This is a genomic window from Kitasatospora sp. MAA4, from assembly GCF_029893355.1.
In the GTDB taxonomy this organism is placed as follows: domain Bacteria; phylum Actinomycetota; class Actinomycetes; order Streptomycetales; family Streptomycetaceae; genus Kitasatospora.
Genome location: NZ_JARZAI010000013.1, coordinates 131,935 through 156,979 on the forward strand (window position 1 = coordinate 131,935; position 25,045 = coordinate 156,979).

Annotated in this window: 24 protein-coding genes; 12 read left to right on the top strand and 12 right to left on the bottom strand. The window is 72.3% G+C overall.

What is annotated here, in order from left to right; translation table 11 throughout:
• Positions 1-14: 14 nt before the first annotated feature.
• The 5 genes from P3T37_RS19050 to P3T37_RS19070 form a co-directional block, all read right to left on the bottom strand.
• Complete coding sequence (locus P3T37_RS19050; RefSeq protein ID WP_280724915.1) at positions 15-1,010, bottom strand: alpha/beta hydrolase; 996 nt, start codon at positions 1,008-1,010, stop codon at positions 15-17.
• Positions 1,011-1,196: 186 nt separating this feature from the next.
• Complete coding sequence (locus P3T37_RS19055; protein ID WP_280724916.1) at positions 1,197-1,877, bottom strand: phosphonatase-like hydrolase; 681 nt, start codon at positions 1,875-1,877, stop codon at positions 1,197-1,199.
• A 14-nt stretch (positions 1,878-1,891) separates the two neighbouring features.
• Positions 1,892-3,013, bottom strand: a complete 1,122-nt coding sequence (locus P3T37_RS19060) for a TIGR03364 family FAD-dependent oxidoreductase (RefSeq protein WP_280724917.1) — start codon at positions 3,011-3,013, stop codon at positions 1,892-1,894.
• Positions 3,014-3,177: 164 nt separating this feature from the next.
• Positions 3,178-3,822 (bottom strand): phosphatase PAP2 family protein, encoded by a 645-nt coding sequence (locus tag P3T37_RS19065; protein WP_280724918.1) that lies wholly within the window; start codon positions 3,820-3,822, stop codon positions 3,178-3,180.
• The gene (locus tag P3T37_RS19070) at positions 3,819-4,514 is read right to left on the bottom strand and encodes a DedA family protein (protein ID WP_280724919.1); all 696 of its coding nucleotides are present in this window, start codon (positions 4,512-4,514) and stop codon (positions 3,819-3,821) included. Before P3T37_RS19070 ends, P3T37_RS19065 begins: the two co-directional genes overlap by 4 nt.
• A 96-nt stretch (positions 4,515-4,610) precedes the next feature.
• Here P3T37_RS19070 and P3T37_RS19075 point away from each other — a divergent pair, with 96 nt between their 5' ends.
• The 4 genes from P3T37_RS19075 (at position 4,611) to P3T37_RS19090 (ending at position 8,580) form a co-directional block, all read left to right on the top strand.
• The gene (locus P3T37_RS19075; RefSeq protein ID WP_280724920.1) at positions 4,611-5,006 is read left to right on the top strand and encodes a BlaI/MecI/CopY family transcriptional regulator; all 396 of its coding nucleotides are present in this window, start codon (positions 4,611-4,613) and stop codon (positions 5,004-5,006) included.
• Positions 5,003-6,034: a M48 family metalloprotease gene (locus P3T37_RS19080; RefSeq protein WP_280724921.1), complete on the top strand. Its 1,032-nt coding sequence runs from the start codon at positions 5,003-5,005 to the stop codon at positions 6,032-6,034. Before P3T37_RS19075 ends, P3T37_RS19080 begins: the two co-directional genes overlap by 4 nt.
• 12 nt (positions 6,035-6,046) lie before the next feature.
• Positions 6,047-6,982, top strand: coding sequence for a carbohydrate kinase (locus P3T37_RS19085; protein WP_280724922.1), 936 nt, complete (start codon positions 6,047-6,049; stop codon positions 6,980-6,982).
• A gap of 185 nt (positions 6,983-7,167) precedes the next feature.
• Positions 7,168-8,580, top strand: coding sequence for a helix-turn-helix domain-containing protein (locus P3T37_RS19090; protein ID WP_280724923.1), 1,413 nt, complete (start codon positions 7,168-7,170; stop codon positions 8,578-8,580).
• Positions 8,581-8,590: 10 nt separating this feature from the next.
• On the opposite strand, the gene P3T37_RS19095 is transcribed toward P3T37_RS19090, so the two are convergent.
• Positions 8,591-9,091 (bottom strand): SsgA family sporulation/cell division regulator, encoded by a 501-nt coding sequence (locus tag P3T37_RS19095; RefSeq protein WP_280724924.1) that lies wholly within the window; start codon positions 9,089-9,091, stop codon positions 8,591-8,593.
• Between the two features lie 473 nt (positions 9,092-9,564).
• Between P3T37_RS19095 and P3T37_RS19100 the strand changes: the two genes are divergently transcribed.
• The 3 genes from P3T37_RS19100 (at position 9,565) to P3T37_RS19110 (ending at position 13,753) form a co-directional block, all read left to right on the top strand.
• Positions 9,565-10,701, top strand: a complete 1,137-nt coding sequence (locus P3T37_RS19100; protein WP_280724925.1) for a hypothetical protein — start codon at positions 9,565-9,567, stop codon at positions 10,699-10,701.
• Between the two features lie 80 nt (positions 10,702-10,781).
• On the top strand, positions 10,782-11,975 hold the full coding sequence (locus P3T37_RS19105) for a TerD family protein (protein WP_280725003.1): 1,194 nt from the start codon (positions 10,782-10,784) through the stop codon (positions 11,973-11,975).
• A 164-nt stretch (positions 11,976-12,139) separates the two neighbouring features.
• Entirely contained in the window at positions 12,140-13,753 is a 1,614-nt protein-coding gene (locus tag P3T37_RS19110; protein WP_280724926.1) for a peptide chain release factor 3, read from the top strand.
• Positions 13,754-13,766: 13 nt separating this feature from the next.
• On the opposite strand, the gene P3T37_RS19115 is transcribed toward P3T37_RS19110, so the two are convergent.
• Entirely contained in the window at positions 13,767-15,446 is a 1,680-nt protein-coding gene (locus P3T37_RS19115; protein WP_280724928.1) for a hypothetical protein, read from the bottom strand.
• 66 nt (positions 15,447-15,512) lie between these two features.
• Positions 15,513-16,337: a TetR family transcriptional regulator gene (locus tag P3T37_RS19120; RefSeq protein WP_280724930.1), complete on the bottom strand. Its 825-nt coding sequence runs from the start codon at positions 16,335-16,337 to the stop codon at positions 15,513-15,515.
• Between the two features lie 159 nt (positions 16,338-16,496).
• On the opposite strand from P3T37_RS19120, the gene P3T37_RS19125 reads away from it, so the two are divergent.
• Positions 16,497-18,188 (top strand): S53 family peptidase, encoded by a 1,692-nt coding sequence (locus P3T37_RS19125; protein ID WP_280724931.1) that lies wholly within the window; start codon positions 16,497-16,499, stop codon positions 18,186-18,188.
• A gap of 46 nt (positions 18,189-18,234) precedes the next feature.
• Here the strand turns inward: P3T37_RS19125 and P3T37_RS19130 are convergent, their stop codons facing one another.
• Positions 18,235-18,690 (bottom strand): MarR family transcriptional regulator, encoded by a 456-nt coding sequence (locus P3T37_RS19130; protein WP_280724932.1) that lies wholly within the window; start codon positions 18,688-18,690, stop codon positions 18,235-18,237.
• A gap of 132 nt (positions 18,691-18,822) precedes the next feature.
• On the opposite strand from P3T37_RS19130, the gene P3T37_RS19135 reads away from it, so the two are divergent.
• The 4 genes from P3T37_RS19135 to P3T37_RS19150 all read left to right on the top strand — a co-directional run bounded on the left by P3T37_RS19135 (position 18,823) and on the right by P3T37_RS19150 (position 23,188).
• Positions 18,823-19,632, top strand: a complete 810-nt coding sequence (locus tag P3T37_RS19135) for an alpha/beta hydrolase (protein ID WP_280724933.1) — start codon at positions 18,823-18,825, stop codon at positions 19,630-19,632.
• Positions 19,633-19,698: 66 nt separating this feature from the next.
• Positions 19,699-20,226: a helix-turn-helix transcriptional regulator gene (locus tag P3T37_RS19140; protein WP_280724934.1), complete on the top strand. Its 528-nt coding sequence runs from the start codon at positions 19,699-19,701 to the stop codon at positions 20,224-20,226.
• Entirely contained in the window at positions 20,223-20,957 is a 735-nt protein-coding gene (locus P3T37_RS19145; RefSeq protein ID WP_280724935.1) for an ABC transporter ATP-binding protein, read from the top strand. Before P3T37_RS19140 ends, P3T37_RS19145 begins: the two co-directional genes overlap by 4 nt.
• Positions 20,954-23,188 carry an FtsX-like permease family protein gene (locus P3T37_RS19150; protein ID WP_280724936.1) on the top strand — a complete coding sequence of 745 codons (2,235 nt, stop codon included), beginning with the start codon at positions 20,954-20,956 and terminating at the stop codon, positions 23,186-23,188. The genes P3T37_RS19145 and P3T37_RS19150 overlap by 4 nt, the downstream gene beginning before the upstream one ends.
• A 354-nt stretch (positions 23,189-23,542) precedes the next feature.
• Here P3T37_RS19150 and P3T37_RS19155 read toward each other — a convergent pair whose 3' ends face one another.
• The 3 genes from P3T37_RS19155 to P3T37_RS19165 all read right to left on the bottom strand — a co-directional run bounded on the left by P3T37_RS19155 (position 23,543) and on the right by P3T37_RS19165 (position 25,044).
• Positions 23,543-24,028 (bottom strand): hypothetical protein, encoded by a 486-nt coding sequence (locus P3T37_RS19155; RefSeq protein ID WP_280724937.1) that lies wholly within the window; start codon positions 24,026-24,028, stop codon positions 23,543-23,545.
• A gap of 582 nt (positions 24,029-24,610) precedes the next feature.
• Entirely contained in the window at positions 24,611-24,862 is a 252-nt protein-coding gene (locus tag P3T37_RS19160; RefSeq protein WP_280724938.1) for a hypothetical protein, read from the bottom strand.
• A complete protein-coding gene (locus P3T37_RS19165) occupies positions 24,862-25,044 on the bottom strand; it encodes a hypothetical protein (protein WP_280724939.1) in 183 nt (60 codons plus the stop codon). Before P3T37_RS19165 ends, P3T37_RS19160 begins: the two co-directional genes overlap by 1 nt.
• Position 25,045: the final 1 nt, after the last annotated feature.

The following is a 25,045-nucleotide window of genomic DNA, read 5'->3' on the forward strand; positions in this document are numbered from 1 at the left end:
CTCGTCAACGTGGTTCAGGAATGCAGGAGTTCGGGCCGCAGCAGGGTGCCGAGGCGCTCGACCGGATTGGTGTACGGGAGTTCGTCGATCGACTGGCCGGTGCAGAAGCGGGCGAGCAGGTCGGCGAGGTCGTCGGGCCGCTCGACGGGGGCCAGGTGGTCGGACTCGGTGATGGTCAGAAAGCGCGCGTCGGCGAGCTGGGAGGCCATCTGGCGTCCCATCACCGGCGTGCAGAGGGTGTCGTACTCGCCGGTCACCACCACGCTCGGCAGCGCGGTGATCGGCTCGGGCCGGTACCACTCGTGGCGCATCAGGCGGGTGTTGTGCTCGGCCGACATGCGCATCTGCTCGGCGTTCTGGCCGGCGATCTGCTGGTAGACCAGCCGGGCGACGGCCGCGTGGCGCCGGACCGGCCCGGTGCCCGGCGGGGACATGAAGCGGTCGGTCAGCTCGCGCGCGATCGGGGCGGTGTCACCCCGTTCGATCATGCCCGCCCAGCGCTCCATCGCCTCGGTGTAGTCGTCCGGGATGCGCGCGGTCATGCCGACCAGGGCCAGCCGCTCGACCAGTTCGGGGTAGTGCTGGAGGAAGCGCAGCCCGATCGCGCCGCCGTAGCAGACGGCCACCAGGTTGATCCGCGGGATGGCGAGTTCCGCCAGCAGGTGGCGGACGGTCGCGGCCAGGAAGTCGATCCCGTACTTCGCGGGCAGGAAGTCGGCACTGCCGTAGCCGGGAAGGTCGACGGTGATCACCGTCGCCAGCGGGCCGAGGCGCTTCTCGTAGCGCAGCCAGGAGTAGAGGTCCTGGGAGGAGCCGCCGAGGATGAGTACCGGCTCGGTCCGCGGGGCGCTCTGGTGCACCAGGCGGCAGCGGTAGCGGAAGCCGTCGAAGCTGAAGTCCCGTTCCTCGATCCCGCGTTCACCCGCACCCGGGGACGCTGCCCGCCCGGGAGACGGCAACGGGATCCGGGCGCCCTCCGGTTCCGTAGCACTGCATGCATCAGCTGCCATGGCCTGACTCCAGATACTCGGGGCGGGCCTACATTCTCACGTCCCCCGACGCACCCGGCGGCGAACGCTGACGGCTCGTCCGGGCGAACCCGAACCCCAATTATCGGAACAGGCTTGCGAATTGCGGCAGCCCTTGCGAGCAGCGGTGCCCGGGGCGACCACCGCCCCGGGCACCGACCGAACGGGCTACTGCGCCAGCAGCGCCGGGAGTTCCGCGATCGAGGCCAGCACGTGGGTGGCGCCGTCGGCGCGCAGCCGCTCGGCGTCGTGCGCGCCGGTGAGGACGCCCGCCACCACGGCGGCGCCGGCCCGGACGCCGGTCAGCATGTCGTAGCCGGTGTCACCGGCCACCGCCATCTGGTGGACCGAGTCGGTCCCGGTGCGCAGCAGCGCGGTGAGCGCGAGGTCCGGGTACGGGCGGCCGCGGCCGGCGTCGGCCGGGCAGAGCGACAGGTCGGCGATCTGCTGCCAGTTCAGTGCCTTGAGGATCTGGTCCTGGGTCGCCCGGGAGAAGCCGGTGGTGAGGACCACCTTGCGGCCCTGCGCCCGCAGTTCGGCGATCGCCTCGGCCGCGCCCGGCAGCGCCTCGCAGTGCCCGGCGTCGACCAGGTCGTGGTAGGCGGCCTCGAAGGCCACGTTGGCCTGCTGGGCGCGCTCCTCGGCGCCGAACAGGTGGCGGAAGACGGAGATCTTGGACTCGCCCATGGTGGCCCGGACGTGCTCCAGCATGCGCTGGTGCTCGGGGCTGCCGGCCTCGACGCCCAGCGCGTCGGAGGCGGCCTGGAAGGCGCGCTCGACGAGACCGTCGTCGGCCACGGTGGTGCCGGCCATGTCCAGGACGACCAGGCGGATGTCAGTGCTGCTCATGATGGTGACTGCCCTTACAGGTTGATGAGTTCGGCGGTGGTCTCGGCGATCGCCGGCGAGCAGGTCATACCGCGCCCGCCCGGGCCGGTGACCAGCCAGACGCCGTCGCGGACCTGCTCGCGGTGCACCACTCGGGTGGTGTCGGTGCACTGCGCGTACACCCCGGCCCAGCGGCGGCGGATCCGCGGCAGCGGCCGGCCGAGCAGCTCCTCCGCCACGCCCGCCAGGTGCTCGTACGGCTCCTCGTCCACGTCGAAGGAGAACGGGTGCTCGTACTCGTGGGTGTCGCCGATGGTGAGCCCGCCGTCGCGGCGCTGGACCATCAGGAGCTGCATCTTGTGCTCGGCGGCCACCGGCGGCTGCGGCTGGGCGGCCTTCAGCTGCTCCAGCGCGTCACCGGCGAAGGCGGGGTAGTAGCGGAAGCTGTCGCCGTCGGCGACGGCGGTGGTCAGCGGCTCGTCCAGCGGGTCGGTCTGCATCATCTGCAGCCGGACCCGGCGCACCGGCAGCTCGGGTACCAGCTCGCGGACCAGGCCGCCCAGCCAGGCGCCGGTGCAGAGCAGCACGACGTCACCGGTGTGGACCTGGCCGTGGTCGTCGCGGACCGCGTTCTCGCCGACCACCTCGCGCACCTCGCGCCCGGGCAGGAAGGTGTAGCGGCCGCTGGCCAGCAGCGCCTCGCGCAGCGCGGGCTGGGCGGTGCGCGGCTCGACCGCGCCGTCCCGCTCGCACCAGAGCGCGCCGAGCAGCTTGCCGCGCAGCGCGGGGTTGACGGCGCGCGTCTCGGCCGCGTCCAGCAGCTTGAACCCGCGGGCCTCGGCGTCCTCGCGCAGCAGCGCCTGCTCGGCGACGGCGAGTTCGGCCTCGGTGCGGATCGCCGTCAGCGACCCGGCCGCGCGGAACCCCAGCGCCGGCACCTTCTCGCCGATCCGCTCCCACAGCTCGCGCGCCCGCAGCGCGGTGGCCAGCTCCTCGCCGCCGGAGCGCCCGCTGACCCACACCAGTCCGAAGTTGCGAACGGAGGCGCCGCGCGCCTCGGCCTCGCGCTCCAGGTGGACGACCTCATGACCGCGCTCGACGGCCTGCCAGGCGTGCATGGTTCCGAGGACGCCGGCTCCTACGACAATGACTCTCATGGCGACCAGGCTGCGTGGCGCGGGTTGCCGAAGGGTGACCGGACGGCGACGTCCAGGCCAACACTCGCCAAGTTGTACAGACAACATCGACTCAACAGGCCTCCGGAAACGACAGAACCGGGCCGGTCCGCCGTAGCGGAACCGACCCGGTTCAACCGGATGTGTCAGCGGCCCTGGGCCACCGCGACGGCCGGACCAGCTCCCAGGAACGGGCCCAGCGCCCCAGCGCGCGCCCGTTCCACCAGCGGCGCGGCCCGTCCGGCCGCCAGCGCCAGCGGGATCGCGACCAGCACGCCGACCAGCATGCCGACCAGCACGTCGTGCGGGTAGTGCACGCCCACCCAGACCCGGGAGGCGCCCATCAGCACAGCGGCGAGCAGCGCGATCCAGGCAAGTCGCCGGTAGGCGAACCAGAGCGCCACGGCCGCCGAGAAGGCGATCACCGTGTGGTTGCTGGGGAAGGACCAGTCACCGACGGCCGGGCAGGGGTCCAGCGGCACGCTGCCGGCGATCTGCTGGCACGGCCGGACCTCGTGGACCAGGCTCTTGAGGACCGAGTTGACGACATAGGCCGCCACCACGACCAGCGGCGAGGCCAGCACCCGGGCCATCACCACCGAGTCGGCCGCCCTGGCCTGCCACCAGGCCCAGAGCATGAAGAGGGCGAAGACGCCCAGGCCGACGTTGGACCAGGCCTTGATGATCTGGTCCAGCCAGTTCGGCGCGTCGGCCGCCCAGTGGGTGACGGTGGTGTAGAGGCCGCCGTCGATGCCGCTGCCGTCGTAGGCGAGCAGGGTACGGAGCGTCATCGCTTGTCGCCCCCGCCCTGGCGGTCATGGCCTTCGGCGCGGGCCGCCTTGCGGGCGCGGAGCAATTCGAGAGCAATCGGGATCACGGACACAACTACTACCAGACCAATGATGGGTAGCAGATAAGTGTCGATACTGGGAACAGTCGATCCGAGCCCGTAGCCGGCCATCACGACGCCGACCGACCAGATCGTGCCGCCCAGCACCTGCCAGAACGTGAAGGTGCGCACCGGCACCTCCAGCACACCGGCCAGCGGGTTGAGCACCGTGCGCACCACCGGGATGAAGCGGGCGAGCACGATGGCCTTGCCGTAGCCGTACTTGGCCAGGATCTCCTCGGCCCGCTCGACGCCGTGCTGGAGGCTCCTGCGCTTCGAGCGCTGGAGCAGCGGACGGCCGCCGCGTGCGCCGATCACGTAGCCGACCTGGGCACCGGCCAGTGCGCCGACCAGCGCGGCCGGGATCACCTGCCACAGGTGCAGCTGGGGTCCGCTCATCGCGCCGGGGACGCAGAGCAGCCCGGCGGTGAAGAGCAGCGAGTCGCCCGGCAGGAAGAAGCCGACCAGCAGGCCGGTCTCGGCGAACAGGACGACGGCGATGCCGAGCGCTCCGAAGGCGGAGAGCAACGACGAGGCGTCGAGCACGTTGACCGCGAGAAGGGTGGACGAAGGCAAGGTTGGCGGACCTCCCATACTGGTGGAGGCGGTCCTGCGGAAGGGCGCCCCGACCGTCTACAGTGACGTAGACGGTCTACACGACTGTAGACGACGACTGGAGGTCACGTCGACATGCCAGAAGTGCCCGCCGCGCGCCGCCCGTCCGGAGAGCTGGAGGCCCAGGTGCTCGCCGCGCTCTGGGCCGCCCACCAGCCGCTCACCCCGCAGGACGTCCAGCTCGCCCTCGGCGGCGACCTGGCCCGCACCACCATCGCCACCATCCTGGCCCGCCTGCACGACAAGGGGACGGTGGCGCGGACGCGAGTCGGCCGCGCGTACGCCTACACCCCCACCGTGCGGGACCCCGCAGGCCTGGCCGCCCGCCGGATGCGCACCGAGCTGGACCGCGAGGAGGACCGCTCGACCGTGCTGGCCCGCTTCGTCTCCGACCTCTCCGACGACGACGAGCGGCTGCTGCGCGAGCTGCTGGGCGAGCAGCCCGACACCCGGGAGGTCAACGGTCCGTGATCTTCGCCGTCTGGGCCCCGTTCCTGGTCCCCTTCCTCGCCGCACCGGCCGCCCGCAAGCTGGCCGACGCACTGCACCCGCGCGCGGCCGCCTGGGTGCTGACCACCACGACGGTGGCGCTGGCCGCCGCCAGCACCGTCTCGCTCGGGCTGCTCGCAGTCGCCGGGCTGCTCCGGATCCCGCTGGTCGCCGCCCTCGGGCACCTCTCGCTGCCCTGGCTCAGCCACGCCTCGCCGGCCGCCGAGCTACTGGCCGGCCCGGCCGCCGCCGCCCTGCTGGCGGCCGTCGCGCTGGCGCTGCGCACCGCACACCTCCAGGTCCGCGAGCTGCGCCGGGCCCGCGCGGCCGTCGCCGGAAGCGCGATCGAGGACGCACCGCCGACCCGAGCGGCCCGGCTGCCGCTGCGCGTCCAGCTGCGCCGCGCACTGCGCGAGCTGGTCGCCCTGGACGACCACCCGCTCGCCGTACTGGACGACGACCGCGCCGACGCCTACGCGCTGCCCGGGCGCCCGGGCCGGATCGTGGTCACCGCCGGGATGCTGCGGGCCCTGCCGGCCCCCGAGCGGGCCGCGCTGCTCGCCCACGAGCGAGCGCACCTGACCTGCCGCCACCACCTCTTCCTGGCCGCCGCCGCCTACGCCGCGGTGATCCACCCCGCGCTGCGCCAGCTGCGCGCCCCGCTCGGCTTCCACCTGGAGCGCTGGGCGGACGAGTGCGCGGCGCGCGCCGTCGGCGACCGGGCGGTGACCGCCCGCGCGGTGGGCCGGGCCGCGCTGGCCGCCGCCCGCGCGCCGCGTCCGGCCCGCCCGTTCCTGGCCCCGGCCGCGGCGGCCGGCCCGGTGCCCCGGCGGGTCGCCGCGCTGCTCTCGCCGCACCCGGGCACCGGCGGACGGCGCCGGGCGGCGGCGGCCCTGGCGCTGGCGGCCTGCCTGGCCGTCACCGCGACCGCCACCCTGGACGCCACCACCGACCTGCACCGCTCGGTGGAGACCGCGCAGGCCTCGGCGGAGCACGCCACTCACTCATAACGCGGGGGAAAGTTGAGCATCACCGTGCTCGGCGAGTGTGTCGCCGACGCCTTCGTGCAGCCGGGCGCGCCCGGCGAACTCGGGCTGCGGGTCCTGCCCGGCGGCGGCCCGGCCAACACCGCCACCGCGCTGGCCCGCCTCGGCACCCGCACCCGGCTGCTCGCCCGGCTCTCGACCGACCCGTTCGGCGCGCTCTTCCGCGAGCGGCTGACCGCCGCGGGGGTGGACCTGGCCGACTGCCCGGCGGCCGCCGAGCCGTCCACGCTGGCGATCGCCGCGCTCGACCCGCAGGGCCGGGCGGGCTACTCCTTCCACGCCGAGGGCACCGCCGACTGGCAGTGGCAGCCGTCGGAGCTGGCGGCGGTCGACCTCACCGGCACGCACGCCGTGCACACCGGCTCACTCGCGCTGGTGCGCGCCCCCGGCGGACAGGTGGTGGAGGAGTTCCTGGCCCGCGCCGGAGCGCACGCCACCATCTCGATCGACCCCAACCTCCGCCCGCTGCTGGTCGACCCCGAGCGCTACCGGGAGCGCATCGCGCGCTGGTGCGCGCTCGCCGACGTGCTGCGTCTCTCCGCCGACGACCTGGCCCTGCTGAGCCCGGGCACCGACCCCGAGCAGGCCTGCGACACCTGGCATATGCAGGGCGTTCGGCTGGTGGTGCTGACCCTCGGCGAGGACGGCGCGCTGGCCTCACTGGACGGCGAGCGGGTGCGCGTTCCAGCCGTTCGTACACGGGTCGTCGACACCGTGGGAGCCGGCGACGCGTTCACCGGAGGACTGCTGCACCACCTGGAACGACGCGGGCTGCTGGGCGGCCGGCTGACCGGCCCGACCCTCGACCAGGTCGCCGAGGCCTGTCGGTTCGCAGCCGCAGTAGCGGCGCTGACCTGCGCCGTCGCGGGCGCCGAGCCACCCGGCGCGGACCAACTGCCGCCGCTCGACTGATCGACAGCAGGGCATTTCCCGACGGACCGTCAGAAACTGGTGCGGCAGAACCCGAGCCCTGCGCCCGGCACCCGTGCAAGGATCGCCCGCCCGGACGCTCACGAGCACCCGTACGCTGTGGGCGACAGGGTCGCGCGGCCCTGCCCCGGCCGAGCGGGACCGGACTGCGGCGAGGGGAGCACACCATGCGGGACTCCGCACACCTGGGCCGGACCGGCGAGGTCTCGCGCGAGGCCACCGAGCAGCTGACCCGGGCCCACGAGCAGGCCGTCACCGGGAACATCCCCCGGCAGCTGCCGCGCCCCGAGATCGGCGACTCCTGGGAACGGGTGCGCCGGCTCGGCCTGGACCCCGAACACGGCCGCGCCCCCGAGCACCTGAGCACCGCCGAGGTCGAGCACCGCCGCCGCTCCAGCGGGCTGGACGCGGTGCTCCCGACGCTGCGCCAGACGCTGCTCGACCCGACCACCGACCTGCCGCTGATCCTCGCCGTGGCCGACTCGCAGGGCGACGTGCTCTGGCACGAGGGCCCGCGCCAACTGCGCCGCAGCGCCGACCTGATCGGGTTCATGACCGGCGGGCGCTGGGGCGAGGAGTCGGTCGGCACCAACGGCATCGGCACCGCGCTGCGCACCGGCCGGCCGCTGCGGGTGCACTCCGCCGAGCACTACGTGCGCAACCAGCACGCCTGGACCTGCGTCTCCGCCCCGGTCCGCGACCCGCGCACCGGCCGGCTGGCCGGCGTGGTGGACCTCAGCGGCCCGGCCCGCGGCGTCCACCCGCAGCTGCTGGCGCTGGCCGTGACGGCCGCCAGGCTGGCCGAGACCGAGCTGCGGGCAAGCCAGTTGGAGTCGCTGCACCGGCTGCGGACGGTCGCCGCGCCCGTCCTCGCGCAGTCCCCGAGCCCGGCGCTGGTGGTGGACCGGGACGGCTGGACGGCCGCCACCGCGGGCCTGCCGCCGGTCAACCGGCTGCGGCTGCCCACCGACGGCTGGGGCTCGGCGCCGGTGCACTGGCTGCCCTCGCTCGGCGAGTGCGCGGTCGAACCGCTGGCCGACGGCTGGCTGGTGCGCCCGCTGACCGGCTCCCCCGAGGCGGTCAACGAGCAGTCCGAGGGCGCCCGGCTGGTGCTCGACCTCAGCCGCTCCGACCGGCCCGAGCTCTTCGTGCGCGGCGGCGCGGGCAGTTGGTCGCACGCGCTGAGCCCGCGGCACGCCGAGCTGCTCCTGCTGCTGGCCACCCACCGGCCCGGCCGCACCGCCGCCGAACTGGCCGAGGGCCTGTTCGGCGAGCCCGCCCGGACGGTCACCGTACGGGCCGAACTCTCCCGGCTGCGCCGCTACCTGGGCGCACTGCTGGAGCACCGGCCGTACCGTTTCGCCGGATCGGTGCACGTCGAGGTGGTCGGGCCGACCGACCCGTACCAGCTGCTGCCGTCCTCCTCGGCGCCCGGGATCAGGCGCCTGCGGGCGCTGCTGGACGGCGGATCGGTTCTGCTGCCCGGCTGCCGCGCGATGGGGACGGCCCAACCCGGGGACGCACCGGGCCGGGCCGTCCCCGGACCGCGCAGACAGCCGGACGACGCGCTGACCGTCTGAGAGTGCTCCGTCAGAAGTCGCCGAACAGGAACTGCGAGAGCTGCGCGTCGGTCGGCCCGCAGTCCGGCTCGGTCCCCTCCGGGACCTCCGCGTAGGTGCGCGCCAGCCAGTCCCTGATCCTCGGCGCGGACGCCTCCAACAGGGCACTGCCGTACGGGGACTCCAGCGCCAGGTGCAGGGTTGCGCCGTGGCAGGGGCAGTGCGCCGGCCAGAGCCGGACGTCGCCGTGCCCGGTCAGGCCGCGCAGGCCCTCGCGGAGCAGCTCCCGGGAGAACACCCAGTCCACCTCGTCGGGGCGGCCGAGGTGGAAGGTGACCAGGACTTCGTAGGGCCGCTGCGGCTCGTAGCGGAACCGGGTGGGCACGGTGCCCACCTTGTCGCGCCCGAGGGCGATACGCAGCGTCAGGACGTCTTCCACCGGCGCGGCTCGGCGCAACGGCAGCACGGGTGGCGCACCGGGCGTGACCGAGTGCGGGGCTTGGGGACTGGCGGACAGTGGATCGCGCGGCATGGCAGATTCTCCGGGGGGAGGCGGGACCGGGCCAGCGTGCTCCGCCGCCGCCGGGGCCGCAAAGGTTGCACGGGGTTGCAACGTGGCGCCGCTCCGCGCCCGGCAAACCCCCCGCCCGCCCCCGCGAACCCGACGGTACGTCAACTCCTCGGCACCGGCAGGCGATCGGCGTTATTGATCTGCTGCCAGGCCGTTGATCTCCTTCCGGCCACCCCGGTCACTTCCCGGCCCGCCGCTGGTACTCTCGTGCCCCTGCCGATACCGGTGTGCGCGCGGGGGCGCCAAGACCGACCGGCACATGGTGGGCGGAGGTAGGAGCGGCGTCCGGGCCGAGTCTGGGCGGTGCCGACGAGGGAGTCCATGCGGAGCATCGGCGACCGAGGAGAAGCCGTCCAGGGGAGAGTCCGGGCGTCGCGACGCCGCCCACCATGTGCCGGTCGGTCAAGACGCCGGATCCGAACGAAGGGAGTCCGGTGGTCCACCGGGAGGGCGCCCCCGCGGTGGGGCACCGTGCGAGTGAGCAGCCGCAGCTGAGCGGCCCGCACGGCAGGCACGGGCGGCCGAAGCCGCTCGGCGGGCAGTTCCGACTGCCCGCGTTCAGGGTCTCCGGCGCCGCGATGGCGATGTCCACCGTGGTCGGGATCAGCATCGCGACCACGGTGCTGATCAACGAGCAGCAGCGGGTCGCCGCCGACGTCCGGATAGCCGGCGCCAGCGTCACCCCGACCCCGCCCCCGCCGCCCGGGCCGCCGCCGGCCTCGCCGGCCAACGCCGGTGCGGTGCGGTCGACGGCCCCGATCAGCTCCCGCTCCGCCACGCCGTCCACGCCGTCCGCGCCCGCGAGCTCGCTCGCCCTCGCCGCGGCGAGCCCGCCGTACAGCCCGCAGACCTCGCCGACGCCGACGCCCTCGGCGAGCGTGACGCCGTCCCCCTCGGCCTCCGCCACCCCGACCGCGACGGCCGACCCGGCGCCGAGCGCGCTGCCGCCGTTCACACCGGGGACCACCGTCAGCGCGCCACCGCAGGCCCCGACGGCACCGCCCACCTCGCCGTACAAGCCCGGCGCCACCCACCAGCCCACCACTCCTCCGCCTACGCCCGCGCCGACGCCCACTCCTGTCCAGACGCCCGCCCCGGTGCAGACCCCCGCCCCCGGCGACGCCCTCACCGACGCGGCCGGCACCATCACGCCGGTCGCCCCTGCCGGTTCGCGCGGCGGTTCGCGCGGCGGCGCCGCCGTCGACCTCGGCATCCAACGCACCCTCAAACTGACGGTGACCGAGCCGCTGACCGCCGTCGAGGTCGACTTCCGGCTGGACGCCGCCGACACCGGCGCCGCCACCGCAATGGCCTGGACCACGCTCCCCGGCGCCCGGGTGACGCTGGAACAGGAGGACGACGGGTCGGTGCTCTACCGCTTCGCCCTGGCACCGGGCGAGGACGTCCAGCCGGGCACGTACAGCTTCACCGTGCAGGACGTCGGCCCGCCCGCCGGCCCCGAGGCGACCGACGGCGACAGCTGGACCGCCTCCGGCTTCGCGCCGGCGCCGGCCGACCCGCGCGCGGTGGCCGTTCACGGCGCCTTCGTGCGCTCCACACCTCTGGGCTGATCCCCCGGGCGGGGTGTGGTGGATAGGGTGGGCTGGTACATCCGTGCCGCCCAGTTGAGGAGGACACCGTGACCACGGCCCTGACCCCGGGCGGCAACGCCCCGCTCACCGCAGCCCGGGTGACCATCGAGGTGACGGCCCCCAAACGCCTGGACGTCTCGGGCCTGCTGCTCACCCCGGCGGGCAAGGTCCGTTCGGACGCGGACTTCGTCTTCTTCAACGCGCCGCAGGGTCCCGGCGTGACCCACCGGCCGGCCGCCGGCGGCTCCCCCGACGCGATCGTGGTGGACACCTGGGCCGTCCCGGCGGGCATCGCGAAGATCCTGGTGACCGCGAGCCTGGACGATCCGGGCGCCACCTTCGCCGGCACCGAGCCGACCGCGACCGTCCGGGACGCCGACAGCGGCCAGGTGCTGGTCACCTTCACCCCGCCCAAGTTGAGCCGGGAGACGGCGCTGCTGGTGGTCGAGGTGTACCGGCGCGGCGCGGAGTGGAAGATCCGCGCGGTCGGCCAGGGCTACGCCGACGGCCTGGCGGGCATCGCCACCGACTTCGGCGTCTCGGTCGAGGAGCCCGCTGCCGCGCCCGCGGCGCCCGCTGGCCCGCCGATGCCCTCGTACGCCCCGCCCGCCCCTGCGCCCGCCCCTGTGGCCGCCCCGCCCGCGCCGCCGGCCGCGCCCCCCGTGGCCGGTCCGCCGAAGGTCACCCTGGACAAGGGCCGCGTCTCGCTGGTCAAGGGCGGCTCGGTCTCGCTGGTGAAGAACGGCCGCCCGCTCCTCACCTCGGTCCGGATGGGCCTGGGCTGGGAGCCCGCCAGGCACGGCCGCAACATCGACCTGGACGCCTCCTGCATCGCGTTCGACGCCAAGCGCGAACGCCTGGAGACCGCCTGGTTCATGAAGCTCCAGATCTTCAACGGCTCGATCCAGCACAGCGGCGACAACCTCACCGGCGCCGGCAGCGGCGACGACGAGTCGATCACCGTGCACCTGGACGGCCTGCCGCCCGAGGTCTGCGGACTGGTCTTCGTGGTCAACTCCTTCTCCGGCCAGACGTTCACCGAGATCAAGGACGCCTACTGCCGGCTGCTCGACGCGGGCTCCGGCGCGGAGCTGGTGCGCTTCGACCTCACCAACGCCGAGCCACACACCGGCGTGGTGATGTGCAAGCTGGTCCGGCAGTTCTCCGGTGAGTGGGTGATGACGGCGATCGGCGAGTACGTGGACGCCAAGACCGCCCGCGGCATGGTGAAGCCGGCCGCCGCGATGCTCTGAGTCCCATCGGAACCCGCTGAAACCATCCGAACCGGGGAAGCCGTGCCGTTCCTCTTGCCGGGCCCATTAGAATCGATCCTTGGGCCTGCGGAGAATGCACGCGGCTCAGCAGGCCCGGAGCGGCATCACCGGCCTGGTGCCGATCGGTATCCCGAGGGAACACGTTGAGCAACGAACTGTCCGCCACCACGATCCAGGTCCTCAACGAGGCCGGCCGCCGCCGGACCTTCGCCGTCATCAGCCACCCCGACGCGGGCAAGTCGACGCTGACCGAGGCGCTGGCGCTGCACGCGCACGCGATCACCTCGGCCGGCGCCGTCCACGGCAAGGGCGGCCGGCGCGGCGTGACCAGCGACTGGATGGAGCTGGAGCGCGACCGCGGCATCTCGGTGACCTCGGCGGCGCTGCAGTTCGACCACCGCGGCCACGTGATGAACCTGGTCGACACCCCCGGCCACGCCGACTTCTCCGAGGACACCTACCGGGTGCTCGCGGCCGTGGACTGCGCGATCATGCTGGTCGACGCCGCCAAGGGCCTGGAGGAGCAGACCCGCAAGCTCTTCGCGGTCTGCCGCCACCGCGGCGTCCCGGTGATCACCTTCATCAACAAGTGGGACCGCCGCGGCCGCGAGGCGCTCGCGCTGCTCGACGACATCGAGACCCACCTGGGCATCACGCCGGTGCCGGTGGTCTGGCCGGTCGGTGACGCCGGCAACCTGCGTGGTCTGGTGCAGGCCGAGAACACCGAGCAGATGCTCCGCTTCACCAAGGTCCCGGCCGGCACCCACGCCGCCATCGAGGAGACCCTCACCGCCGAGCAGGCCGTCGAGCAGGAGGGCGAGACCTGGGAGAACGCCCTGGAGGAGCTGGAGCTGGTGCTCTCCTCCGGTCCGGGCTACGACCAGGAGGCCTTCGAGGCCGGCAAGATCAGCCCGGTCTTCTTCGGCGCCGCGCTGACCAACATCGGCGTCAAGCTGCTGCTGGACGCCGTGGTCGACCTGGCCCCGGCGCCCGGCCCGCGCCCGCTGGCCAAGGGCGGTGCCCGTGAGGTGCAGTCCGAGTTCTCCGGTCTGGTCTTCAAGATCCAGGCCAACATGGACCCGGCGCACCGCGACCGGATCGCCTTCGTCCGGGTCTGCTCGGGGATCTTCGAGCGCGGCATGAACGTCACCCGCGCCGCCAGCGGCCGCTCGTTCGCCACCAAGTACGCGCACACCGTCTTCGGCGCCGAGCGCACCGTGGTCGACACCGCCTACCCCGGCGACGTGGTGGGCCTGATCAACGCCGGCGCGCTGCGGGTCGGCGACACCCTCTACACCGGCAAGAAGGCCGAGTTCCCGCCGCTGCCGGCCTTCGCCCCCGAGTACTTCGCGGTCGCCCGCCCCAAGGACATCAGCCGCTCCAAGCAGTTCCGCAAGGGCGTCTCGCAGTTGGACGAGGAGGGCGTGGTCCAGGTGCTGGTCTCCGACCGGCGAGGCGACCAGGCACCGGTGATGGCGGCGGTCGGCCCGATGCAGTTCGACGTGGTGCTGCACCGGATGGAGCACGAGTTCTCCTCCCCGATCACCCTGGACCACCTCTCCTACCGACTGGCCCGGGTCACCGACGCGGCCGGCGCCGCCGAGCTCGCCAAGGCCCGCCTGACGGACGGCGAGGTGCTCACCCGCCGCTCGGACGACGTCCTGCTCGCCCTGTTCGCCGACAAGTGGCATCTGAACGCCTTCCAGCGCGCCAAGCCCGACCTCAAGCTGGAGCCGCTGATCGCCACCGCCGACTAGGCGGTACGGGCGGTCAGTTGCGGGTGAAGGTGCGGCCGGCCGTCCCGGCGATCGCGATGCCCAGCGTCCAGCCGAGGATCGTCAGCACGACCGTGACGACGGCCGGAGCGCCGTGGTACTGCCAGACGTCCGACTGTCCGAAGTGGATGACCGGGATCAGGTGGTCGGCGGTGTACAGCACCGGGTTGAACACCGAGGTGTCCTCGGAGCTGACGCGCTGCGGCCGCACCTGGGCGAAGTACACGCTGCCGGCCACCAGCAGGGCGATCGCCCAGCCGATCGCCCGAAGTGGCCGGTAGCCGTAGCCGACCAGCAGATCCAGCAGGCGGCCGGATATTCGCTGCCACCACGGCAGTTGGGCGCGCAGGGCGCGCTGCTTGGCCAGCAGCACCGTGCGCGCCTCGCCGTCGCTGCCCAACGAGCGGTAGTAGCCGGCCAGTTGCTCGTACGGCTGGGCACGGAACCCGCCGATCGTGCCATCGGAGCGGCGGATCTGACGGCTGATCAGCAGCAGCCGCTGGTGCGCGTCGAGGTAGTCGCTGAACGGGCCGTAGCTGAGGCCGTCCAGGTTCAGCCGGTTCGGCCAGGAGGCGGCGTCGTCGCGGATCCCGCCCTCGGCGGTGGCCGCGTGCAGGCTCAGCAGGGCGTTCGGGCTGGCCATGCCGACCAGGTCGAGGTGGCCGGTGATCCGCGCCCCGGTCAGCCGAAGCTCGCCGTCGGTGCGCAGGCCGCCGCCGAGCAGCAGGTTGCCCTCGACGACGATGCGGGCGGCCCGCAGCGCCGGGCGGTCCTCCTTCGGGGTGAGCCGCGCCCCGCGCAGGTCCAGGCCGTTGCCGAACTTCGCCCCCGGCACCCGCACGGTGCCGAGCGCCGTGAAGGGCTGCTCGTCCTCCCCCGTCCCGCGCGAGCGGAAGACCGCCTCGCTGGCGACGGTGAGCGAGTCGGCGTGCAGCGCGGTGCCGCCGAGGCCGTCCAGCACGGCACCGTTCAGGTGCAGCGAGCTGCCGATGTGCGCACCGGGCATCCGCAGCTCGCCCCGGGTCTCCAGACCCTGCGCCAGCAGGCTGCGACCCAGCCGCATACCACCGGCGTTGAGCGCTTCGCCGTCGGGCGCGGTGCTGCTCAGCTTGGCGTCGATGAACTTGGCCCGGCCGCTGATCTGCGCGTTGATCAGGCTGAACGAGCCGGTCACGGTGGCGCGTTCGGCCGAGAGGTTGCCCTCGATCCGGATCCCGTCCGCGTTCACGGCCTGCTCGCCGCCGGTCACCACCGTGTCGTTCAGGTCCAACGTGCCGCGCACCAGCGTGCCGTACGCGCTGAGCATGATCAGTCGGGACCCGCTCAGGTCGATCGACTCGGTGACGGCGCCGTCGAGGTCGATCGTCCCGTCGAAGCGGCAGCCCTGCAGGATGAACGGGGAGGCGACCTGCCCGTGGGTGAGCCGCAGCCCGCCGGTGATCCGCGCCCCGGTCAGCCGGACCACGGCCACCGCTCCGGGCGCGGCCGGGCAGGCGCCGAGCAGCAGTGCAGCGAGCACCTCGCCGCGCACCGAGCGCTCGGCGGGCCAGCGGTCGGCCTGCGCCGGATCGTCCAACGCCGGGTCGCCGACCCGCAGATCGACGGCCTCCCCCTGCGGGAAGGCGCGCCAGAGCCGGCGTTCGGTGGCGGTGAGGGTGCCGAGGCGGCGTGGCACGTCGGAACTGAAGAGAGCGGAAGCACGACCCATGGCGATCATCCTGCCGCAGGTGCTGCCGGTCCGTCAGTCCTTCCGGCGGTCCGCCCGACCATCCTTGCGGCGGTCCGTCCGACCAGGCGTCCGGCGGTCCGCCCGACCGCTCGTCCGGCGGTCCTTGCGGACGTCCTTCCGGCCGTCCTTCAGATCTGCTGAACTCGTCAGCCGGTCCAGGATGGTGTCGAGACCGGCCGCGACCTCCTCGGTGGGGTCGTGGTCGGCCAGTTGCGCGGCGAGCGCGCGCAGCCGCGGGTACTTCGCGACCGGCAGCCGGTGCAGCCCGAGCCTGAGCAGCGGATCGGACTCGTCCGGGTTGTCGATCACCTGCCGCTTGTCGACCAGCAGATAGCCGAGCACCCAGCCGACGAAGGCACGGTAGGCGCGCAGGGTGGTGCGGTCGTCCAGGTCGGCCCGGTCGAGCACCGCCAGCACGTGCTCGTTGAGCTGGAGCATCGGCGTGGAGCGGCGGGCCAGCGGGAGGGTCAGCGGGCGGGTGACCACCAGCGGGAACACCTCGGGGTGGACGTCGGCGACCCGGCAGAAGACCTGGGCCACGCTGTGCAGCTCGGCGCGCCAGTCCTCCCCCGCGTTCCCTGCCTGCCGCAGGCCCTCGTTCACCTCGGCGTAGAAGACCTCCACCATGCCGTCCAGCAGGGCCTGCTTGCCGGACGCGTAGCGGTAGAGCGCCATCGGCTCCACGCCCAGGTCGGCGGCCAGGCTGCGCATGGTCAGGTGATCCAGGCCCGCGCGGTCGACCAGGGCGACGGCCGCGTGCAGCACCTTCGGCCGGGAGAGCCGCGCCCGCCCGGCGCCGCCGGCCGCGGGTGCCGCGGCGTCCCGATGGTTTCCCACGGCCACCTCCTGAGCCTTGACTCACCCCTGCGCCGAGCGCAGGGTAGTAAGTATACAAGGTACATATCCGGCATAAGCGTACGTATGCCGCGTGAGTCGTACACGCGCGCCCAGACCTAGACCTCAGTGGTCGCAACCGTCGCAACCGTTGGAGAGATCATGTTCCGCAGTCACTACGTGGCCCTTCCGGACAGCGAACGCGTCCCGCTCCGCGGGGCCCGCGCCCTCGGGCCGCCCGATCCGAACGAAAACCTGACCGTCAGCGTCTACCTGCGCCGCGACCCCGGCGCCCCGGCGCCGATCGACGTCAACGCCCTCGGACTCACCCCGCCGACCCACCGCCGCCCCGCCGACGACGCACAGATCCTCGCCGACAACCAGGCCGCCGGCGCCGACCTCGCCGCGGTCGAGAAGTTCGCCGCCCAGCACGGCCTGCGCACCGTCGCGACGAACGAGGCCGCCCGCTGCGTCCAACTGAGCGGCACCGCCGCCAAGCTGGCCGACGCCTTCCAGGTCACCCTGTCCCGCTACCAGTACCAGACACCCGACGGGCGCCGGCGCAGCTACATCGGCCGCGAGCACGCCGTGAACGTCCCCGAGGAACTCAGCGGCATCGTCACCGCCGTCCTCGGCCTGGACAACCGGCCGCTCGGCGCCAACCTGCTGCGCCGCACCCCCGCCCGCACCGAACCGCCGCCGATGGCCAAGGCCCAACCGCAGATCCCCGCAGGCACCTTCCTCCCGAACCGGCTCGGCGACCTGTACGCCTTCCCGCAGCAGACCGACGGCACCGGGCAGTGCATCGCCGTCCTCGCGTTCAACGGCATGACCCAGCCCGGCACCCCCTCCGGCGGCTACAAACTCGGCGCCCTGACCACGTACTTCGAAAACGTCCTGGGCCAGAGCACCCCGAGCATCACCGACGTCGTGGTGCACGGCCCCGGCAACGACTGCGGACGCGACGACCGGCAGGCCGACCCGCAGGACACCACCGGCGAGATCATGCTCGACCTCCAGGTCATCGGCGCGCTCGCGCCGAAGGCGAACATCGTCGTCTACTTCACCGTCTTCACCGAGCAGGGCTGGGTGGACGCGATGAACGCCATCGTCACGGACACCACGAACAAGCCGAACGTCGTCTCGTGCAGCTACGGCAACCCCGAGGACAGCCCCGGCAGCGCCTGGACCGCGGCCGGCATCAGCCAGGTCGACCAGGCGTTCGCCACCGCGGCCGCCCGGAACATCACCATCTGCTGCGCCTCGGGCGACGACGGCTCGCAGGACCAGGGCACCGGCATCCGCGCCCACGCCGACTTCCCCGCGTCCAGCCCGCACGTGCTCGGCGTGGGCGGCACCACCCTGGTGGCCGCCGCAGCCCCGGGCAACACCATCACCAGCGAGACGGTCTGGGACGACGGCCCCGGCAGCGCCACCGGAGGCGGCGTCAGCCGGCTGTTCCCGGTGCCGCCGTGGCAGGACAACGCCCACGTGCCGCTCTCGGCCAACCCGCCGCACAGCGCCGGCCGCGGCGTGCCCGACGTCTCGGCGCTGGCCGACCCGCAGACCGGCGTGAACATCATCAGCGTCGACGGACAGCACCTCATCCCGATCGGCGGCACGAGCGCCGCGGCCCCGCAGTGGTCCGCCCTGATCGCGCGCGTCAACCAGGGACTGGGCGCACCGGTCGGCTACCTCAACCCGCTGCTCTACACCAAGCTCTCGTCCGACCTGCGCGACATCACCCAGGGGAGCAACGGCGCCTACGCCGCCGGCCCCGGCTGGGACGCGTGCAGCGGCTTCGGCAGCCCGAACGGCCAGGCCCTGCTGAACGACCTGAAGGCCATGGCCTGAGCTTCCTCCATGCTCGCCTGAACCTCCGGCGTACTGGACGGGGGTTTCAGGCGTCCTCGGCGGCCAACTGCGCGGAGCAGCGGCCCAGCAGCGCGATCAGCTGCGCCCGCTCCGCCGCCGAGAGCCCGGCGCCCATCCGCCGCTCGACCGCGACGGCGGCGGCGTCCGCCACCGCTAGGGCCTGCCGGCCCTGCTCGGTCAGGTGGGTTTCCAGCACGTTGCGGTGCCAGGGGTGCTGGGTGCGCTCGACCAGCCCCTTGGCCTCCAGGTTCGCCAGGATCGTCGACATCGTCTGCGGAGTGACCAGGCACCCGCGGGCCAGCGCAGCACCCGAGATCCCCGCCTGGCCGTCGAGCATGAAGAGCGCCGTGTACTGCGGCACGGTCAGCCCCGAGGGCTTGAGCGCGGCGTGCTTGAGCGCCATCAACTCCTGCTCCACGCGCTTGACGTGGAAGCCGAGGCGTTCTTCCGCCGGCAGGCCCGCAGCCGATTCCGTACCCATGCGGCGAGTCTATCTCCCGGCTCGAATGATTGCCTGACATCTGATGGTCATCGCATCTTGTCTCATCATCAGAACTCTTACTATGCTCTCCTTTCGGATGATCCACCGCCCGCTCCGAAAGGCCATACCGCCATGCCCACCACCGACACCGTCCTCTCCACCGGCCCCGCCACCGTCGAGTACCTGGCCACCGGCACCGGCCCCGGCGTCCTGCTGGTGCACGGCACCGGCGCCGACGCGCAGAGCAACTGGGGCCCGCTCACTGAGGCGATCGCCGACCGGTTCACGGTCGTCGCGGTCAACCTCCCCGGCGCCGGAGCCACTGCCGACGCGGGCGGCCCGCTCACCGTCGAGGACCTGGCCGCCCTGACGGCAGCCGCCGCCGAGGCCGCCGGACTGGACGGCTACCACCTGGTCGGTCACTCGCTCGGCGCGGTGGTGGCCACCGCCGTCGCCGCCGCACAGCCGGACCGGGCGCGCTCGCTGCTCGTCCACGGCGGCTGGGCCACCACAGACCCGCGCCTCGCCTTCCAGTTCGAGCTCTGGGCGCGCCTGCTGCGCACCGACTCGGAGCTGCTGGCCCGACTGCTCCAGCTCACCGTGTTCAGCCCGGCCACGCTGGCCGCGCTCAGCACCGAGGAGTTCGAGGCCGCCGCCCAGGGCTTCGGCGCGATGCTCGACCCGCGGATCCTGCGCCAGGTGGAACTGGACGCCCGGGTCGACATCGCCGACCTGCTCCCCACCCTCCACCTGCCCACCCTGATCGTGGCCAGCGCCTACGACCAGGTCATCCCCACCACCCACCAGCGGGAGTTGGCCGCCGCGATCTCCGGCGCCGAGTACCTCGAACTCCCGGCCGGCCACGCCCTGCCGTTCGAGGCCCCGACCCTCTTCGTCTCCACCGTCACCGGCTTCCTGGACAAGCAGGAGCACGCCGCCTGACGCTCTCTTTTCCATGCCCCCAGCGGGTATAGACGCCGAGTATACGCTGAGAGTACAGTCGCTCTCATGAGCGTTCCCCTTACCCTGCTCGGCCTGCTCGAACGCGAGCCCAGCCACGGCTACGACCTCAAGCGCGACTACGACGCCTTCTTCGGCAAGGGCAAGCCGCTGCCCTTCGGCCAGGTCTACGCGACCCTCGGCCGACTGGCCCGCGACGGCAAGGTGGTGGTCGGCGAGGCCGAGGCCGGCTCCGGCCCCGACCGCAAGCGCTACGTCATCACCGACACCGGCGCGACCGAGTTCGAGACCTGGCTCGTCGAGCCCGTCGAAGCCGAACCGCACCTGCAGACACTGCTGTTCACCAAGGTCGTGCTCGCCCTGATGCTGGGCCGCGACGCCGAGGCGTACCTCGACACCCAGCGCGCCGCCCACCTGCAGCGGATGCGCGAACTGACCGCCATCAAGCGCAGCGGCAGCCTGGTGGACGCGCTGCTCGCCGACCACGGCCTGTTCCACCTCGAATCCGACCTCCGCTGGATCGACCTGACCGCAGCCCGACTCGACGCCCTGGCAGCAGAGGTGGCCCGCCCGTGAACTCGCCCTCGCCGTCCCCCGAACTCTCCGCCGTACCAACGTCTTCATCCCCGCTGCTCGAAGCGCGGGACATCACCCTGTCGTTCGGTCAGACGCCCGCGCTGCGCGGCGCCGGATTAACGGTGGAGGCCGGCGAGGTCCTCGCCATCATGGGTCCCAGCGGCTCGGGCAAGTCGACCCTGCTGCACTGCCTGGCCGGGATCCTCACCCCCGACTCCGGCGAGGTCCACTTCGACGGCCGCCGGGTCGACACCCTCGGCGAGACCCAGCGCAGCACCCTGCGCCGGGACCGCTTCGGCTTCGTCTTCCAGTTCGGCCAGCTGGTCCCCGAGTTGACCGCCGAGGAGAACGTCGCCCTGCCGCTGCTGCTCGGCGGCGTCCGCCGCGCGCCCGCCCTCGAACAGGCCCGGGCCTGGTTCGAACGCCTCGGCCTGGACGGGCTGGAGCAGCGCCGGTCCGGCGAGCTCTCCGGCGGCCAGGCGCAGCGCGTCGCCCTCGCCCGCGGCCTGGTCGCGAGCCCCGAGGTGCTCTTCGCCGACGAGCCGACCGGCGCCCTCGACTCGCTCACCGGCGAACAGGTGATGTCCCTGCTGGTGGCCGCCGCGCGCGAACAGGGCACCACCGTCATCCTGGTCACCCACGAGCCCCGGGTGGCCGCGTACGCCGACCGCGAGGTCGTCGTACGCGACGGAAAGGTCAGGTCCCTCACCGCCGGCCGGGTCGCCTCATGATCCGCCTCGGCCTGCGCCTCACCGTCAGCGGCGGTCGCGAAGCCATCGCCCGCCTGCTCATCACCGCGGCCGCCGTGGCCCTCGGCGTCGGCCTGCTGCTGACCACCCTCGCCGCGATCAACGCCACCAACGCCCAGAACTCCCGCTACGCCTGGCTCAACAGCGGCGTCGACAGCCGACCCGTGAACACCTCGGCCGACCCGCTCTGGTGGCAGATCCGCGGCGGCTACTTCCAGGGTCACATCCTCGGCCGCGTCGACGTCGCCGCCACCGGACCGCACGCCCCCGTCCCACCGGGCGTCCCCCGCCTGCCCGGGCCCGGCGAGTACTACACCTCGCCGGCGCTCGACAAGCTGCTCGCCACCACCCCCGCCGCCCAACTCGCCGACAGCTTCCCCGGACACCGGATCGGCACCATCGCCAACTCGGCCCTGCCGGCCCCGGACACCCTGATCGTCCTCGTTGGCCAGACCCCCGAGCAGCTGTCACAGGCTCCCCACGCCAAGCGGGTCACCAGCATCGCGACCACCTCGCCCAGCAGTTGTTCGGACTGCGTCGTCGGCATGAACGCTGACAGCATCGACCTCATCCTCTCGGTCGTCACCGGCGCGCTGATCTTCCCGGTGCTCATCCTGATCGGCACCGCCACCCGCCTCTCCGCGACCCGCCGCGAGCAGCGCTTCGCCGCGATGCGGCTGGTCGGCGCGACGCCCCGGCAGATCTCGGTGGTCTCGGCCGTCGAGTCGACCGTCGCCTCGATCGCGGGCGTAGCCGTCGGATTCCTGCTCTTCTTCCTGCTCCGCCCGTCCGTGGCGACGATGTCGCTGACCGGCAGCCCCTTCTTCACCGGCGACCTGTCGCTCAACCCCGCCGACGTACTGCTCGTCGCCCTCGGCGTCCCGGTCGCAGGCGCGGTGGCGGCCCGGCTGGCGCTGCGCCGCGTGCAGATCTCACCGCTCGGCGTCACCCGACGGGTCACCCCCAAGCCCCCGCGGGCCTACCGGGCGATCCCGCTCGTCCTGGGCATCGCCGAACTCGCCTACTTCGTCGGCCGGCGCCCGGCGACCACCGCCGGCCAGACCCAGGCGTTCCTCTCGGGATTCCTCCTCATCATGGCCGGACTGATCATCGCCGGTCCCTGGCTGACCATGGTCGGCTCCCGGCTGATGGCCCGGCGCACCGACAGCCCCGCCGTCCTGATCGCCGGCCGCCGCCTCTCGGACAACCCCAAGGCCGGCTTCCGCGCCGTCAGCGGACTCATCCTCGCCCTCTTCGTCACCAGCGCCACCCTCGGCGTGATCACCACGATGAGCGACGAACGCAGCATCCCGCCGGACGGCCCCGCGCTGAGCAACGTCGTGACCCAGAACTTCGCCCACGGCTGGTCCGACTCCGGCGCGCTTCAGGGCGGTGTCGCGCCGCCCTCCGACGCCCTCCTGACGCAGCTGCGCTCGATACCGGGGATCAACAGCGTCACCGAGCTCCACACCAATCCGCTCGGCACCGTCCTCTCCCACACGGCCGACCACCGCCAGGGCGCCCTCGCCTCCTGCGCCCAGCTCACCGCCCTGCCGGGCTTCGGCCACTGCGCCCCCGGCGCCGCCGTCGCGACCGTGGACCCGTACGTCACCGGCTTCGGCCAGGCCGACGAAGTCTGGTCGGCCGCCGACCTCTCCCCCGAACGCCTGCAGACCCTCCCGGTCGTGACGCTCGCCCTGGGCACCGACGGCTCCACCGCCGCCATCGAACAGGCCCGCACCGCCCTCACCATCGCCTACCCCGGCCAGCTCCTCCCCGCCACCATGCGCGAGGAACTCTCCGCCCGCAGCGCGGAACTGACCGGCTACCAGCAACTCGCCGACATCGTGGTCCTCGCCACCTTCCCCATCGCCGGCTGCAGCCTCGCCGTCAGCGTCGCCGGCGGCCTCAGCGAACGCAAGCGCCCCTTCAGCCTCCTCCGCCTCACCGGAGTCCCCCTCCGCCTCCTACGCCGCGTCGTCCTCCTCGAAAGCGTCGTCCCCCTCCTCATCATCGCCGCCCTCGCCATCTCCACCGGCTTCCTGGCCGCCCACCTCTTCCTCCGAGCCCAACTCAACTACTCCCTCCACTTCCCCGGCCCCGCCTTCTACCTCACCACCGCCGCCGGCCTAGCCGCCTCCATCGCCATCATCACCGCCACCCTCCCCCTCCTCACCCGCCTAACCGGCCCCGAAACCGCCCGCAACGAGTAACCCCCGACCCCGCGAGCCCGACACCTCGATCCCCACCCCGATCGAGGTGTCGCCGCGTGTCACACCAACGAGCCGCAAGCGGAAGTCCCTTCCCCTCACGTGGCCGTGAGCGGCCGCGTCCGCCGCCAACTCCCAGTCGCTCAACTGCTCCGCGGAGGCGAGCAGCGCGGCGAACTGTGTAGGACCGCCACCCCGGGGCAATCCCGTGATCTCGCAGCACCAGCCGGCCACTTACATCCGATCGACCACTGACAGAAATCTGCCTCGCGCACTCATGCTGGCAGTTGCCGTTGAGGTCTTACCGGCCATGGCCGGTAAGACCTCAACGGCATGCTACTTGCAATTCTTGGTCACCTAAAAGGAGCCGAAGAATCGGTCCCACCAAGTAGGTGTCCCTGAACCGTGGAAATGCAGGTGTGCGGCCCCGTCGTAGTGCGTGGTGAGAAGCTCTTCTGGCGCCACCGCATACCCCAGACCCACAAGAGCCTGCTTCAGCTTCTCAAGGTCACCGCCATCGAGTTCGCCTTCAGCGCACGCATCGTCCGTACCGAAGAACGCACCAGGGTTGTCCGCTGCCACCATGGCCAGGGGTTCGAACTTACTTACAAGGACAACAATCCTTGTCCCACAAACTGTCGACTCTGCCGGTACCTCAACTCGCCCATGCTGGGCAGAGTCTTGAATATACCGGTCGACTTCGCAATGTGCCGAGAAGTCAGAATTAATTTTAGCCACTAGTCGATCGAATTTCTTCGCCGATTCCGCCCGACTATAGCCAGCTGGAAATTCCAACCACTCAGGATCATCTAGCTGGCGCAATGTTTCCAGATATTTATCCATCACACTCCGATCGCATCGGACAAGCCATACACGGAACAGAATTTCGCCTCACTGCGGAAAAGCCGTGAGCACCTTCCCGGTGAGAGGCTCGTAACGCACCTTGATCGTCACCCCTCCTACCCTTCCGATGACATCCTGCACTGCGGGATCTCCCGCCTTAGTCTTCAGAGTTCTCTCAGCGTGCACAGCAGACCCCTTGTACCAAGTCCTTTGACTGTCCGGACTTGTGACCACGTCAGCCACAGCATCCAGGATCTGGTCATCAGACCAATCCTCCGGGAAGGCATCCTTCCCTCCCAGTCCCGGATACCTGTGGCCATCAAGGATATGATTCGATGTTTCATCGCCGATGAGCTCACGGCCAATGCCGCAATTGGAATTGTGGACCAAGATCGGCGTGCTGCCTGCGAGGACATAGTACGTGTGCTACGCGACCCCTCTCCACCTGCTTTTTCGCAGGTCAGCGGTGGTTTGACGGTCCGTCGATGTCCGTGGATGTGCGCTGAAGTCCGTGCTTGTTGCCGTCGCTACTGCCGTCAGAGGTGTAGACCAGTTGTGCTGTCGCCGGGTGCGCGCGTGATCCTACTGCCATGCACCGGGCTCGGCCCGGACGATGGTGCGCGTGGTCTGCTCGTACGACTGGTGACCGGTCTGCGCGCAGTGTCCGGCGATCCAGCGCGTCAGCTCCTCGGGGGTGTGCAGCTCGCCGGACGCGGCAGCGCAGTCCCGTTCTTCGCCGGTGACGCAGACCGCCTCGAAGGTCGGCAGCGCCAAGGGATCGATCACGGTGGTCACGTGGTACTCGCGGAAGCGGTAGCGGCTGGTCTTGCCCATCACCTTTCCCCGTCCTGCTCCTGCGGCGCCGGGATGCGCTGCCCGCGTGAGTCCGCGACTCTGAGCGCATCCGACAGGGCCTCGGTCAGCCGGCAGGCCAGCCACCGATACTCGACGCTCGACGGCACCCGCTGTCCCGCGTCCAAGACACCCCGGGCGTACTCCAACAGTTCCTCGCCCATG